Below are 13,501 nucleotides of genomic sequence, written 5' to 3' on the forward strand. Positions count from 1 at the left end.
AGCAACGCGAATGGTCGTAAAAACTGGACGAAAGCGCTTGGGTGATTTACTTGTCGAATCTGGTGTTATTACAAATGTGCAATTAGAATTTGCTCTTACAAACAAAACAAAAGAAGAGAAATTAGGCGATTTTCTTATAAAAGAAAATATTCTAACCGAGCAACAGCTAATCGAAGTACTAGAGTTTCAGCTAGGAATCCCACACATTCATTTGAATCAATATTCAATAAGCCCGGATTTACTGCAGCTTGTTCCAGCCGAACTCGCTAAACGGACAAATATTATCCCGATTCGTCGCGAAAAAAATAAACTGTTTATCGCGATGGCTGACCCGATGGATTATTTTGCAATTGAAGAAGTACGTATGGCGACGGGCTGCCAAATCGAAACGAGTATTGCAGCTAAGGATGACTTATATCGAACACTAACGAAATACTATGATTTACAAGAGTCTATGGAAGCCGCATTGCTCGACATTGGCGCGACAGTTGCTGAAACACAGGAAGAAATTGAACGAGAGGATTCTCCGATTGTTCGGCTAGTTAATCAAATAATTGCTAACGGAGTTGCCCAACGAGCGAGTGATATCCACTTTGACCCACAGGAGACGGAGTTAAGGGTTCGATATCGAGTGGATGGCGTTTTGAGAACAGAGCGCTCTTTACCAAAACATATGCAAAATATAGTATTAGCACGTATTAAAATTATGGGGAATTTAAATATTACCGAAAATCGAATTCCTCAAGATGGACGTATTAAAACGAATGTTAATTTTAGGCCAGTAGATATTCGACTTTCGACACTGCCAACTGTTTACGGAGAAAAAGTAGTAATGCGAATTTTAGACTTAAGCAGTGTTGCCAATTCTATTGACAAGCTTGGTTTTACAGCGCAAAACGAGGCCCTTTTCCGAAACATGATTGCCAATCCGAATGGGATTCTGCTCATTACCGGTCCTACGGGATCAGGGAAATCATCAACATTATATGCTGCCTTAACTAACTTGAATGAAGAGGGTGTCAATATTATTACAGTTGAGGACCCGGTTGAATATCAGCTCGATGGCATAAACCAAATTCAAGTGAAAGAAGAAGTAGGCTTAACTTTTGCCACTGGATTACGTTCAATATTACGCCAAGACCCAGATATTGTAATGATAGGTGAAGTTAGGGATTTTGAAACGGCCCAAATAGCAGTACGTGCCTCGTTAACAGGGCATTTAGTGTTAAGTACGTTACATACAAATAGTGCAGTGGAATCGATTTCTCGACTTCAAGATATGGGGGTAGAGCCGTTTTTATTATCCTCCTCACTTGTAGGAATTATGGCACAGCGTTTAGTACGACGAATTTGTCGTGATTGTGGAGAGGACTATACTTTTACGAACCATGAATTAGAAATAATGCGTAATAACGGCATTGAAGGTTTCACACATGGTAGACGCGGAAGAGGCTGCCCTTCGTGTAATCAAACCGGGTATCGTGGACGGATGGCTATTCATGAAATTTTACCAATCGACCGCAATATTAAAGAAATGATTTTAAGTCGAAGTAGCGATAGTGTGATCCGCGATTATATGAAACAAGAAGGCTATTACACATTACTAGTAGATGGGTTGTTAAAAGTAGTAGAAGGACTAACAACTACTTCAGAAGTATTGCGTGTAGCAAATGTAGATTAGGAGGTGAATGTTCATGACAACATGTAGAAATATTGATGAGCTATTAACACGCGCATTTGAAGAAAAAGCGTCTGACCTCCATTTAACAAAAGGAATCCCGCCGGTTTATCGTATCCATGGGCAACTAGAACATTATGGGAGTGAACTACTAACTTCTGAAGAATTACAGACAATGGTGAAAGCTATTTTACCAGAACATAAATTACAAGAATTTCATGATAAAGGGGAAACTGATTTTAACTATTCATTGCCCGGGAAATGTCGCTTTCGTGTAAATGCGTATCATCAACGCAATGAAGTGACAATAGCAGCCCGTTTAATTGAAGCGAAAATTCCTTCCATTGAATCGTTAAATATGCCACAAGTACTGTATCAATTAGCAGAAAAACCACAGGGACTTATTTTAGTAACTGGGCCAACCGGTTCGGGAAAATCTACAACACTTGCGGCAATGATTGATCATATTAATGAAACAAAGTCAAAGCATATTATCACGCTTGAGGACCCGATTGAATATTTACATACACACAAAAAATCCATTATTAATCAACGTGAAGTAGGTGTTGATACGCAGAGCTTTGCCAATGGTTTGCGTGCTGCGCTTCGTCAGGACCCTGACATTATTTTAGTAGGCGAGATGCGAGACTACGAAACGATTTCAACAGCCATTACAGCGGCAGAAACGGGCCATTTAGTGATGGCGACATTACATACAAGTAGTGCTCCGACTACGATTGATCGTATTATAGATGTTTTTCCACCACATCAGCAGGGACAAATTCGTGTACAACTAGCCAATGTTTTAGTGGGCATTGTTTCACAGCGTTTATTTGTACGTAAGGACGCTAAGGGACGTATTGCTGCAACTGAAATATTAGTACAAGCACCATCTATTTCAAATTTAATTCGAAATGAAAAAGTTCACCAAATTCCTACTGTTATGCAGACGAGTAAAGCTTTAGGCATGCATACTTTGGAATCTTCTATGCAGCAGCTAATAGCAATGGGGAAAATTTCTTTGGAGGAAGCAAGGCCATATATGAATGCGGGGGATTATAATTGACCGTTTTTCGATATAGTGGACGCACAAAAACAGGTGCACACAAAAAAGGAATTATTGACGCGACTAACAAAAAAGTAGCACTAGAAAAATTACGAGCACAAGGCATTAATGCTCGTGAGCTGGAAGAGTCTAAAAGCATTTTGCACAAAGACTTAAACATTGGCGGTAAAGTGAAGCACCAGGATTTCGTCATTTACTGTCGTCAATATGCAACACTAATCCGTGCTGGCGTTTCAATTGTAGAGGCAACACATATTTTAAGTGGTCAAACGAAAAGTAAAGCCTTGAAAAAAGCATTAGAACAAGTGGAAGAGGATATACGCGGGGGGTCAGCGTTTTCAGACGCAGCGGCCAAACACCCAAAGGTTTTTCCGGTCATGTTTGTAAATATGATGCGCTCAGGTGAGGCAACTGGGAATATCGATGAGACTTTAGAGCGTTTAGCAGGGACACTGGAAAAACAATTTAAAATTAAGAAGAAAGTACAATCGGCATTGGCATATCCGGCTATTTTATCGGTACTGACAATCGCTGTTGGGATGTTTTTAATGGTATTTATCGTGCCGACGTTTATGGCTACTTTTAAAGAAATGGACATAGAAATGCCGATCTTAACTGTCGTTGTTGTCAGTATTTCGGATTGGTTAATAGCATACTGGTATTTTGCAATTGGGATTTTCTTATTATCGATTCTTCTATTTAGATTTTTCTATAAAAATAATAAGCAATTTCATTACAATGTGAATTATGCATTATTAAGAATTCCTGTATTTGGTATTTTGATGCAAAAAAATGTAATTGCTCGAATGACTAGAACCTTATCTTCTCTATTCAGTAGTTCGGTGCCAATTTTACAGGCACTAACAATTGTCGAAAAGGTTGTAGGGAATCCAGTAGTAGGACAGGTTGTTCTGGAGGCAAGAGATAACCTAGAAAAAGGCGGTACCTTATCTGAGCCATTAGAAAAAAGTTGGCTGTTTCCTCCTTTAGTAACTCAAATGACATCTATCGGAGAAAAAACAGGTTCTCTTGATTATATGCTCGAGAAGATAGCAGATTTCTATGAGGATGAGGTAGATCGCTCCGTTGATACATTAAAATCGCTCGTCGAACCATTGATGATATTAATTTTAGCAGCGGTTGTAGGTGTGATTGTCGCGGCAATTTTCCTACCAATGTTCGCATTATACGAAAATATGTAAGCGTACGAACTTTAAAGGGGGTGGTATAGAAAAGACAGCAGCAGTTGTTGTAGTAGGTGTACATATTTTCGGACTAATCATAACAATTTATAAGGAGGAACACCGATGTTCAAAAAACTCTTAAACAAAAAACTATTAAAAAATCAAAAAGGTTTAACACTAATCGAGCTATTAGCGGTAATCGTCATTCTAGCGATTATTGCGGCGATTGCTATTCCTGCTATTGGGAATATCATTAGTAATTCTAAAGATAAAGCAATTCTTTCAGACGCTGCTGGTGTCCTAGCAGGTGCCAAAATTGCTATAGCTGATGGAGCTTGTGGTGAACCAAGTAGTGCAGGTATTGTTACCTGTGATAAAAAAGTACTAGAAGATGTTTTTGAGGATAAAGAAAAATTAAGTGATGGCGATCAAGTAACATATGAAAAATCAAAATCAGAATATAAAATAACTTATGGTAAATTAGCGAATATTAAAAATGAAACAAAATTTACTACCAAAAATTATGCAGCCAAAAATACTACTATATCTAATAAAGATTTAAATGAAGTTATGAGTAAGTAATTAATCTTTCAAAGAACATCCAATCCATGAATTGGATGTTCAAATGAAAGCTTAATATTATTTGAATTTTGTTATAAAAATCAAAAAGGAGGCATCTTTTCACATGTTTACAAAAAAGAAAAAATCGCATGTGTCGATTGAAATAAAGGATTATATATTGCGTGCGATTGTGGCAAAAGGTGCTGATCCGTCGCAATGGAAAGGCTATGAAATGCCATTAGCACAAGGAATTGTTGAAGGATCTGTTATTCAGGATGAAATGGAATTGTTTGATGTCATGAAAAATGATGTGGCAAAATGGGCTGGTAAAAAGCAAAATGCACGTATTTTTGTACCGGATACTTCCGTTTTATTAAAGAGCTTTGAGCATCCAGATGATATAGAGTGGAATGAATTAAAAGGTTATGTGGAGATGGAGCTTGGTCAGTCCATCCATCTTCCGTTTCAGGATCCTCTTATCGATGTGTATGACCCGGATCCTAATGATGGACAGGCTATGTTATTTGCAGCACCTTCAGAAGAAGTGACGAAAATGATTGGACTTTTACTCGATGCTACATTAGATCCACAAGCAGCAGATATTCGAGCATTGTGTAATATTCGTCTGTTGGAGCATTTGCAGCTAATAAAGGATGATCGAACTTATTTAATAGCGGATTGGTCAATCAATGAATTATCGATAAGTATTTTTTCATTTGGGCAACTGGAGTTTTTACGATACCAATCATTTGATACAGATTTATCGAAATGGGAGCCTAAAGAGATGGAAGAGCATCGTTTTTCGTATCATTTAGAAGCCGAAGATGAATATCGTATGATTCTTACCGATCAAATGCTTGAAATCGATCGTATTATGAATTTTTTTAAGTTTTCCTTACATAAAGGTGAGAAAAGTGTAGATGAGATGATCATTTTAGGAGATAATCCACTACTTTCAACCGTTAAAGAGTTTTTAGAAAATAATTTTTCGATACCGATTATTATGTTAAATGATTCAATCATTCAAAAATCCTTCCCTCAATTTTCAGAGCAATTTGCAAGCTTAATAGGACTTGCATTAAAGGAGGTTAACTGATGGTACCAGACATTAACCTCTTGCCGAATTTGGAAAAGAAGCATTCAACGCCTACTTTAATATATGTAGTATCTATTATTTTTATTGGTATGATAATAGGATATATGATTTTCTTGTTTTTCCAAGCAAAAAGTGATCTTACAAAATTAAATGCGCAGGAAGTAGAGCTTTCATCGCAACGCGAACAACTTCAAATAGAGTTAGATAGTAAGCAAAATGCGAATAAAGGCTCATTGGAGCAATCCGTACAATTTGTGGAAAAAGTATCCTATCCTGTGACACCTTTAATGGATGAAACGCAAGTATTATTACCAGAGCAAACGTATTTAAGGAACTATGTATTTGGTGAGAAAAATGTTGAAATTACGGCTGATTTTGAAACGATGTCAGCTATATCATCTTATTTAGAAAAGCTAACTGCAAGCCCTTATTTCAATGATATACAGGTCGATACTATTTCTAATTTTGATGTTGCTATTGCTATTGAGAACCAAGAGGAAAAAAGTGCTAAGAACAAGTTTAAGGAAGTACCACGTTATTCGGCAACTATTACATTAGGAATTGATTTTAAATTTCTCGCTGGAGGTAGAGAATCATGACAAGTAGTAAAAATTCAACGATTCTTATCTTAACAGCTTTAATTGCAGCCATTTTATTTGCGCTTTATTACTATATAGTAACACCTAAATTAGAAGAAGTGGATGCGAAAGAAAGCTCGAATATCGCGCTTCAACAAGAAGTATCTACAATTCAGGAGCAGATTGCTTTAATTGAAAAGAACGGTAAATCTAATCGTACAAGTAACTTAACATTACGTAAAAAAGTACCTCAAACTCGAGCGATTGACGAAGTAATTCGAAATATTGAAGAGATTGAAGTGGTGACAGGCACGCGGATAGAAGGTATGGACTTTAATAATTATGATTCGCTCGTAATGGAGTCAGCTATTACAGATCCTAACTCGTCAAATACTGAGGAACAGGCTGATACACAGCAATCTGCAGCTGAAGCGGATGAACAAGCTGTTGCTAAAAATGATGAAACACCTGAAGTGAAAGATAAAATACCAACTGCTACTCTCAATAAAGATTCCTTACCGAAGGAATTAAAACTCGTAACATTTGATATTGAAGTTGTCGCATTGGATAATAAAGCTATGGTTGAGTTTATAAAAGAAATTGAAAAAATTGATCGTGTGATGAAAATTGATGCGATCGATTTCACATTAACTGGTGAAGAAGCGAAATTCAAGGAAGACGCTGATACAACCTTAAAAGCAACTATACAAGTAACGACGTTTTATTATGAAGGACAACAATAATCTAGATGGCGCGCATACTTAAGTGTATGGGCGTCTATTAGTATAGGAGGACATAAAAATGGAAATCGCTTATACCATTACAGTTTTACTATTTGGGCTCGTTCTTGGCTCATTTTTTAATGTAGTTGGCTTACGTGTGCCTATGAAGGAGTCCATTGTGCGCCCACCCTCGCATTGTACTTCTTGTAAGAGACAGTTGACGGCGCTTGATTTGGTGCCTGTTTTGTCTTATTTATTTTTAGGTGGAAAATGCCGTAGCTGTGGGCAAAAAATTTCTTGGATTTATCCACTGATGGAACTTATTACAGGCCTATTATTTGCTTTTGCTTATTGGCAATTAGGCTTTAGTGCAGAATTATTTGTGGCGCTATTATTAATTTCATTAGTAGTCATTATTGTTGTATCGGATTTTGCGTATATGCTTATTCCCGATAAGGTGCTATTATTCTTTTTACCATTGCTAGTTTTTGGACGCGTGATCTCTCCGTTGTCTCCTTGGTGGGACAGTATAGTTGGTGCTGTCGTAGGTTTTGGCATATTATATTGTATAGCTGTTCTATCAAGAGGTGGAATGGGTGGTGGCGATATTAAATTATTCTTTTTACTTGGTCTCGTACTCGGGACAATACATACCATTTTGACGCTTTTTGTAGCGGCAGTAATTGGCATGATTGTTGGCATCGTTGTATTAAAGATACGTGGACAGGGAAGGAAAACGCCTATACCATTCGGACCTTCTATTGCTCTCGCAGCTATTATCATCTATTTCTATGGGGATGCGTTGATGAATTGGTATCTTGGGTTTTGGTAAGTAATCATTGACGGATTCTTTCATAGGCAGTGAATGCAAGCTAAAGATCATGGAGGGGATAGGATGAAACCAATTATCGGAATAACGGCTTTTGCGGAGGATGATTTGTCCTCAAGATTAAATGCTGCTTATAGCAAAAGTATAATGGAAGCAGGGGGAGTTCCACTAATAATTCCAATTGGTGTTGAAGAGGATGTAGCACAAATTTTATCGTTGACGGACGGATTATTACTATCCGGTGGCTATGATGTACATCCATTCCTCTTTGACGCAGAACCTACACCTAAATTAGGGAAGGTTCATCCTGAACGAGATGCAGTGGAGCTTGCTTTAATTAATGCAGCCTCTATTCGGAAAATGCCGATTCTTGGAATTTGTCGAGGGCTTCAAATCCTAAATGTTGCATTTGGAGGCACAGTCTATCAGGATATTGAAAGTGAGTATCATAGTAAAAAATTAATAAAGCATGTGCAACAAGCAGCAAGAGGTGTTACAACACATTATGTTAACCTATCACCTGATACATTATTAAAAACGATTATTGAGGAAGAAAAAATTGCTGTGAATTCATTTCATCATCAGGCAATAAACGTAGTAGCAGAAAAGCTGAAAGTGGTAGCAAAATCAAGTGATGGTATCGTTGAAGCGGTAGTGCATGATGATTTACCATTTTGTTTAGCAGTTCAATGGCATCCTGAAGAGTTAGCTATTGCAGGAGATGAAATATCAAAGAAACTATTTGCTGCATTTGTAAAGGCAAGTTTGAAATTTAAGGTAGAGGCATAAACTTTACTAAGATATCCTTGGTGATGAACATGAATACATTGCTAGGTATAAGGAATCCATTTTCAAGTGGGTTCTTTTTTAGTGATTAAAATAACACTCAAAAGATAAGAAAAAGAGGTATATGCCCATTTGTGAACATAATAACCTCCTTTTATACTTTAATATTGAGATACTTTTAATGTACACGACGATATAGACCTACAACATGCCCTAAAATAGAAACTTGATCTACGATAATTGGCTCCATTGTTGAGTTTTCAGGCTGTAAACGAAAATGACTTTTTTCCTTAAAGAAGCGCTTTACAGTTGCTTCATTCTCTTCAGTCATTGCTACGACAATATCACCATTATCAGCTGTTGCTTTTTGTTTAACAATAACTAGATCTCCGTCTAAAATGCCAGCTTCAATCATTGATTCACCCATAATTTCAAGCATAAATAATTGATCTTCACTTGTACCATAAATATCTGGGAGTGGGAAATATTCATCGATATTTTCAACAGCAGTTATTGGAGAACCTGCAGTAACCTTCCCAACTAATGGGACATGAATAACGTGTTGCTTTTGGATAGAATCCTCTGGCTCTAAAATTTCAATAGCACGTGGTTTAGTTGGATCGCGTCGAATCAAGCCTTTTTGTTCTAAACGAGCTAAATGCCCATGAACTGTTGAGCTTGAAGCAAGTCCAACTGCCTCCCCAATCTCACGTACAGATGGTGGATACCCCTTTGCTCGTACTTCTTCTTTAATGAACTCTAATATGGCCTCTTGTCTTTTCGAAACTTTTTTCATAATTGCTCACCTCTTTTTTTAATCATTTTACTAATTAGTAGTATAACAGAATGCGAACACTTAAGCAAACATAGGTTCGAAAAGTGTTTGACAAAAACGTTTGTTCGTATTAATATGAGAACATATATTCCGAACAAACATTCTAGAAAAGGGGTTTTAAACATGAACTGGTTAAAGAAAAATCCACATATTACAACTTTATTAGGAGCTTGTTTGCTTTTTGCGGCATACCTTTTTATAACAGATCCAGGCGATGTAACGTACACAGAAATTGAAATCGCACATGGTGATAGCTTATGGTCGTTAGCCGATCAATACCGTGGTAAAATGAAAACGGATGAATGGATTAAGCTTGTGAAAACAGAAAATGAATTATCGAACGCACAAATTATTGCAGGTAAATCCTTAGTGATTCCAGTAGTGGGTGACCCATCCCCTATAAATTCAATTGAAATTGCGAGAAACGACAAATGAAAATGAATCAACAATCGGCCGTTGTCTATTGCCGTGTGAGTACAGAAAAAGAGACACAAAGTTCCTCGTTAGAGCGTCAGCAGGAGGAGTTGATGCGCTATGCTAAAGAACAGGGCTACGAAGTTAAGCATGTTTTTAAGGACAAGCATAGTGGTTATGATGTGGAACGTGAAGGTTTACTAGAAATGCTTGATTTCATTAAAGAAAAAGAAATAGAAGCATTATTTGTACAGGATGAAACACGCTTAGGACGTGGAAATGCTCGAATGGCAGTATTGCATTTATTGCAGAAAACTGAAACTAATGTTTTTTCTATGCGAGACGAGGGACCTATACAATTAAATGAAATGGATACGATGCTCTTAGAAATTTTAGCAATCGTAGAGGAGTACCAGCGTAGAATCCATAATGCTAAAATACGACGTGGCATGCGTCGTGCCGTTGAAAATGGATATCGCCCTGAAAACAATTTATCTAACCGTGGAAATCCAAATGGTCAAGAACGTAAGGATGTTCCTATAGACGAAATTGTCAACCTACGTAATCGAGGCTTCACCTTTGAGGAAATCGCCATGACACTTAGAGGTTTAGGCTTTGAAGTAAGCAAAGCTACAGTCCATAGGAGATATCGGGAACATCAAGAGGGAAGCGGGCAAAATAAAGTAACGTATTAATCAGTGGGGTTTTTATCGTCCCGCTGATTTTTTAATTTTTAAAGGTTAAGTTCCAAAGTGACGGGTATACCCGATCAACAAATAGAATGAATAGTAAAAAAATAAGAGAAGTAGTGATTTCTACCTCTCTTTAGCGATTTTTTTGTTATGCCCTGTACCAATTTTCATCAAAAGAGAGCTGCAGGGCTTTACCCACAGTAATGCCAAATTGTATAAAACCTTTGCCTCTTGCAGTTATGATGTTGCCGTCTTGTACAACTAAGTCTTCAGAGAGATGACTAAGATCAAAGAAGCCCAGCTTATCCATACCTTCTGGAGATAATCCTACAGTATATTTTTTGTTCTTTAATACGCCTGCTTTTGCTAAAAGAGATGGCGTGCTAGAAATACTTGCAATGATAGCTCCTTTGGCATTTACATGACTAATAAAATCTATTAATTTTTGCTCATGTATTAATAAAGCTATATCCATACACCCTGGTAATATCAAGCTATCGATTTCGTCAAGATTAATATCACTTATTTGTGTATCTGCCATACAGGATAACCCAGATTCCCCTTTAATTTTTTCGCTGTTTAATCCAACAGTTATGACGGTTTATTTCCTTGCATTAATATAGATAATGCTACACTCAATTCATATTCACTAAATTGGGGATACAATAATACTGCGGTCTTTTTCATCTATATTTCTCCTCTAGAAATCGATAATCCCTAAAAGCATCTTATGCCCACTCTTCTTTTAAGACCGCATAGTAATATTCATCCCACCACTCATCTCCATTTGGTATGCATTTTTTAAAATAACCTTCGCGTCTCATGCCGATTTTCTCCATCACTCGATAGGATGGGATATTTTCTGGTTGGCATGTAGCAATAATTCTATGAAGTTGCATTTCTTTAAATCCGTAATTCAGCACAGCTTTTGCTGCTTCAGAGGCGTAGCCATTATTGTAATAGTTCGGATTCAATACCCAGCCAATTTCATATGTATGTTCACCAAAATATTGATGAAAAACAATATGACCAATGACAATATTGTCGCTTTTTAAAATAACAGGGAAGTATTTTGCCTGTTCACCGCTATTTTCAGATACGAACTTTTTAGCTTCTTCCTCATTAAAAACTCCCTCGGGAATATACTTCATTACATTTGGATTCGAAGTATATTCATAGACAGCTTGCCAATCTTGAATCTCAAATTCTCTTATTAAAAGTCTGTTCGTTTTGATAAACATTTCATTTTTCCTCATTTCACATTAGTTTTATTTTCTATTTATTTATCAGCTCATCAATCTTTTTATTCATTTTTTTCACTTCTGATTTGTTATATAAATAAAATAACACCCAAATTAGAGTAAATAGCAAAACACTAAAGAATAGCATTAACAAAGTTATTCCTATAGATGATGTGGGAAGCCAATTTAAAAATAGCGCAACAACAATAAAAGTACCTAAAGAAATTGCAAAATGGATAGCTGTTTGTAGTAAAAATGTTAAACGTTCTACTTGATAAATGTACGATGGTAATACACAAGCGAGTCCTACAATAATTGAACCAAGGGATTGTTGTATAAAGCCAGCCGTAATAGCTTCGAAAAAAATATCTCCAAAAATCCATGAACCGAAAAGATTAATAAAAACAAAAACTGTACAGCCCATACTTACACCAAACGCTACATTTTTAAAAAAATGCACCTAACTTAAACCCCCAAACGCTTTTTAAATTGCTTTCGATAATTACGAGTAATTACTTCATTAATTCCTAAAACTAGCTCAATTTCCATTGTTCCGTTAAATGAAGCTTCGATATTTTTAACTTTTGTTAGATTTATAATTGCAGATTTAGAAATCCGTATAAAATTATTCCCTAGTCGCTTCTCTAATTCATATAAAGGTTTATTCAATATGAGACGATTATTATCTTCATTATATAAAGCTAATTCTCTTCCTTCAGTTCGAATAACAATAATTGAATTTGGATCAATGATATATGTTTTATTATTTGCTAGCCCTGTTAAAATTTGTTCTTCTTTCTCTTTTTGTAATAAAGAAATAGCAGCTTGTATCGTAGGAGTAAGTTTTGCTGTACAAATTGTTACATGTGGCTCTTTATACTCTGAATCTATTTTCACCTCTATTTTCAGCTTTATCACCTCTCAAGAAAATTATAGCATATTCAGCGTTTTGGAAAATGCAGGTTATTATTCGAAAAAGGCATCTTACACAATCATAACAACATGTTACTCCAAACGTATTGTTGGGGTACATTTCGTTCGTTATATTGAGTTTAGGTAAATTAAAAGCTTTTAATATATTGCAAATGAAATAGAGATCTAAACAATATAGGGATATGAATTTTTTGAGTAATTGACTATTTAAGAATTTATTATTAGGAGGTTAGGGCTAATATGAATGAAATAACTACTTCAAGTGATAGAACTAAAACTGGTTGGATATTAGTAAGTATTGCAACTATGCTAACAGCTAGTATAATTTTTTGGTTCTATAATAATCCTGAAGGTTTTATTGAAAATGGAATTGGCTTTAGGACGGATGTATTTTCGAATATATTTATTTGGACTTTTACACTATTTATCATAACGGGATACGTTACATACACACTCAGTGCTATACCTTTTGTAAGAGCTCATTTATTTACTATTTCTTGGCTTAAAGTAATTGGAATATGGGCTGCCGTTGTGACAGGAATAGTAGAAGAAGTTGTTTTCAGACATATACTTATGGAATACCTATTAACAATTGCATTTTCAGACGTAGCACAAATATTTATTTCAGGGATACTCTTTGGAATTGCTCACGGTATGTGGGTACTTTTAAAAGGGGATTGGAAATTTGCATTACCTGCTATTATAAGTACAACAATATTAGGGAGTCTTCTCGCAACGCTTTATATTGTAGCTGGACGAAGTACCTTTGCACCAATAGTAGCTCATATTTTAATTAATATGTTTATTGAACCATGGCTAATGTTATCTGCTGTTTCTGGAAAATGGGCTAGTAAATAAAGAACAAATTATATTTGCTAATTGTCCT

Annotated in this window: 17 protein-coding genes; 12 read left to right on the forward strand and 5 right to left on the reverse strand. The window is 36.1% G+C overall.

All coding sequences use genetic code 11. The annotated features are described in order from the left end of the window. Nucleotides 1-10 precede the first annotated feature (10 nt). From MY533_RS05395 to MY533_RS05435, 9 genes are all read left to right on the forward strand, one after another. On the forward strand, nt 11-1,681 hold the full coding sequence (locus tag MY533_RS05395) for a GspE/PulE family protein (protein WP_248718287.1): 1,671 nt from the start codon (nt 11-13) through the stop codon (nt 1,679-1,681). Between the two features lie 13 nt (nt 1,682-1,694). Further along, nucleotides 1,695-2,744: a type IV pilus twitching motility protein PilT gene (locus MY533_RS05400; protein ID WP_248718288.1), complete on the forward strand. Its 1,050-nt coding sequence runs from the start codon at nt 1,695-1,697 to the stop codon at nt 2,742-2,744. Beyond that, nucleotides 2,741-3,946 carry a type II secretion system F family protein gene (locus MY533_RS05405; RefSeq protein WP_248718289.1) on the forward strand — a complete coding sequence of 402 codons (1,206 nt, stop codon included), beginning with the start codon at nt 2,741-2,743 and terminating at the stop codon, nt 3,944-3,946. The genes MY533_RS05400 and MY533_RS05405 overlap by 4 nt, the downstream gene beginning before the upstream one ends. Nucleotides 3,947-4,051: 105 nt before the next feature. Then, nucleotides 4,052-4,510: a prepilin-type N-terminal cleavage/methylation domain-containing protein gene (locus tag MY533_RS05410; RefSeq protein ID WP_248718290.1), complete on the forward strand. Its 459-nt coding sequence runs from the start codon at nt 4,052-4,054 to the stop codon at nt 4,508-4,510. Nucleotides 4,511-4,613: 103 nt separating this feature from the next. Next, nucleotides 4,614-5,585 carry a type IV pilus biogenesis protein PilM gene (gene pilM / locus MY533_RS05415; protein WP_248718291.1) on the forward strand — a complete coding sequence of 324 codons (972 nt, stop codon included), beginning with the start codon at nt 4,614-4,616 and terminating at the stop codon, nt 5,583-5,585. Beyond that, entirely contained in the window at nt 5,585-6,184 is a 600-nt protein-coding gene (locus tag MY533_RS05420) for a PilN domain-containing protein (protein ID WP_248718292.1), read from the forward strand. The genes pilM and MY533_RS05420 overlap by 1 nt, the downstream gene beginning before the upstream one ends. Next, nucleotides 6,181-6,906 carry a potassium transporter gene (locus MY533_RS05425; protein ID WP_248718293.1) on the forward strand — a complete coding sequence of 242 codons (726 nt, stop codon included), beginning with the start codon at nt 6,181-6,183 and terminating at the stop codon, nt 6,904-6,906. The genes MY533_RS05420 and MY533_RS05425 overlap by 4 nt, the downstream gene beginning before the upstream one ends. Nucleotides 6,907-6,964: 58 nt before the next feature. Further along, complete coding sequence (locus MY533_RS05430) at nt 6,965-7,717, forward strand: prepilin peptidase (RefSeq protein ID WP_248718294.1); 753 nt, start codon at nt 6,965-6,967, stop codon at nt 7,715-7,717. 63 nt (nt 7,718-7,780) lie between these two features. Beyond that, nucleotides 7,781-8,503, forward strand: coding sequence for a gamma-glutamyl-gamma-aminobutyrate hydrolase family protein (locus MY533_RS05435; protein WP_248718295.1), 723 nt, complete (start codon nt 7,781-7,783; stop codon nt 8,501-8,503). Between the two features lie 175 nt (nt 8,504-8,678). On the opposite strand, the gene lexA is transcribed toward MY533_RS05435, so the two are convergent. Beyond that, entirely contained in the window at nt 8,679-9,296 is a 618-nt protein-coding gene (gene lexA, locus MY533_RS05440) for a transcriptional repressor LexA (RefSeq protein ID WP_132363219.1), read from the reverse strand. Between the two features lie 162 nt (nt 9,297-9,458). On the opposite strand from lexA, the gene MY533_RS05445 reads away from it, so the two are divergent. Beyond that, nucleotides 9,459-9,770 (forward strand): cell division suppressor protein YneA, encoded by a 312-nt coding sequence (locus tag MY533_RS05445; protein ID WP_142507342.1) that lies wholly within the window; start codon nt 9,459-9,461, stop codon nt 9,768-9,770. After that, nucleotides 9,767-10,444, forward strand: coding sequence for a YneB family resolvase-like protein (locus MY533_RS05450; protein WP_132363215.1), 678 nt, complete (start codon nt 9,767-9,769; stop codon nt 10,442-10,444). The genes MY533_RS05445 and MY533_RS05450 overlap by 4 nt, the downstream gene beginning before the upstream one ends. A 145-nt stretch (nt 10,445-10,589) precedes the next feature. Here the strand turns inward: MY533_RS05450 and MY533_RS05455 are convergent, their stop codons facing one another. From MY533_RS05455 to MY533_RS05470, 4 genes are all read right to left on the reverse strand, one after another. Further along, nucleotides 10,590-10,982, reverse strand: coding sequence for a DJ-1/PfpI family protein (locus tag MY533_RS05455; RefSeq protein WP_248718296.1), 393 nt, complete (start codon nt 10,980-10,982; stop codon nt 10,590-10,592). Nucleotides 10,983-11,169: 187 nt separating this feature from the next. Then, nucleotides 11,170-11,682, reverse strand: a complete 513-nt coding sequence (locus MY533_RS05460) for a GNAT family N-acetyltransferase (RefSeq protein WP_248718297.1) — start codon at nt 11,680-11,682, stop codon at nt 11,170-11,172. A gap of 34 nt (nt 11,683-11,716) precedes the next feature. Next, a complete protein-coding gene (locus MY533_RS05465; protein ID WP_248718298.1) occupies nt 11,717-12,142 on the reverse strand; it encodes a DUF3021 domain-containing protein in 426 nt (141 codons plus the stop codon). A 5-nt stretch (nt 12,143-12,147) separates the two neighbouring features. Then, nucleotides 12,148-12,579: a LytTR family DNA-binding domain-containing protein gene (locus MY533_RS05470; protein ID WP_248718299.1), complete on the reverse strand. Its 432-nt coding sequence runs from the start codon at nt 12,577-12,579 to the stop codon at nt 12,148-12,150. 276 nt (nt 12,580-12,855) lie between these two features. Between MY533_RS05470 and MY533_RS05475 the strand changes: the two genes are divergently transcribed. Further along, nucleotides 12,856-13,473: a CPBP family intramembrane glutamic endopeptidase gene (locus tag MY533_RS05475; protein ID WP_248718300.1), complete on the forward strand. Its 618-nt coding sequence runs from the start codon at nt 12,856-12,858 to the stop codon at nt 13,471-13,473. Nucleotides 13,474-13,501: the final 28 nt, after the last annotated feature.

The organism is Lysinibacillus sp. Ag94 (assembly GCF_023242215.1).
Classification (GTDB): Bacteria; Bacillota; Bacilli; order Bacillales_A; family Planococcaceae; genus Lysinibacillus.

Coding starts and splice junctions, on each gene's coding strand:
- MY533_RS05450 (WP_132363215.1), top strand. CDS start 9,767: ATGAAAATGAATCAACAATCGGCCGTTGTCTATTGCCGTGTGAGTACA.
- MY533_RS05395 (WP_248718287.1), top strand. CDS start 11: ATGGTCGTAAAAACTGGACGAAAGCGCTTGGGTGATTTACTTGTCGAA.
- MY533_RS05475 (WP_248718300.1), top strand. CDS start 12,856: ATGAATGAAATAACTACTTCAAGTGATAGAACTAAAACTGGTTGGATA.
- MY533_RS05435 (WP_248718295.1), top strand. CDS start 7,781: ATGAAACCAATTATCGGAATAACGGCTTTTGCGGAGGATGATTTGTCC.
- MY533_RS05430 (WP_248718294.1), top strand. CDS start 6,965: ATGGAAATCGCTTATACCATTACAGTTTTACTATTTGGGCTCGTTCTT.
- lexA (WP_132363219.1), bottom strand. CDS start 9,296: ATGAAAAAAGTTTCGAAAAGACAAGAGGCCATATTAGAGTTCATTAAA.
- MY533_RS05425 (WP_248718293.1), top strand. CDS start 6,181: ATGACAAGTAGTAAAAATTCAACGATTCTTATCTTAACAGCTTTAATT.
- MY533_RS05400 (WP_248718288.1), top strand. CDS start 1,695: ATGACAACATGTAGAAATATTGATGAGCTATTAACACGCGCATTTGAA.
- MY533_RS05460 (WP_248718297.1), bottom strand. CDS start 11,682: ATGTTTATCAAAACGAACAGACTTTTAATAAGAGAATTTGAGATTCAA.
- MY533_RS05445 (WP_142507342.1), top strand. CDS start 9,459: ATGAACTGGTTAAAGAAAAATCCACATATTACAACTTTATTAGGAGCT.
- MY533_RS05455 (WP_248718296.1), bottom strand. CDS start 10,982: ATGGCAGATACACAAATAAGTGATATTAATCTTGACGAAATCGATAGC.
- MY533_RS05420 (WP_248718292.1), top strand. CDS start 5,585: ATGGTACCAGACATTAACCTCTTGCCGAATTTGGAAAAGAAGCATTCA.
- MY533_RS05410 (WP_248718290.1), top strand. CDS start 4,052: ATGTTCAAAAAACTCTTAAACAAAAAACTATTAAAAAATCAAAAAGGT.
- pilM (WP_248718291.1), top strand. CDS start 4,614: ATGTTTACAAAAAAGAAAAAATCGCATGTGTCGATTGAAATAAAGGAT.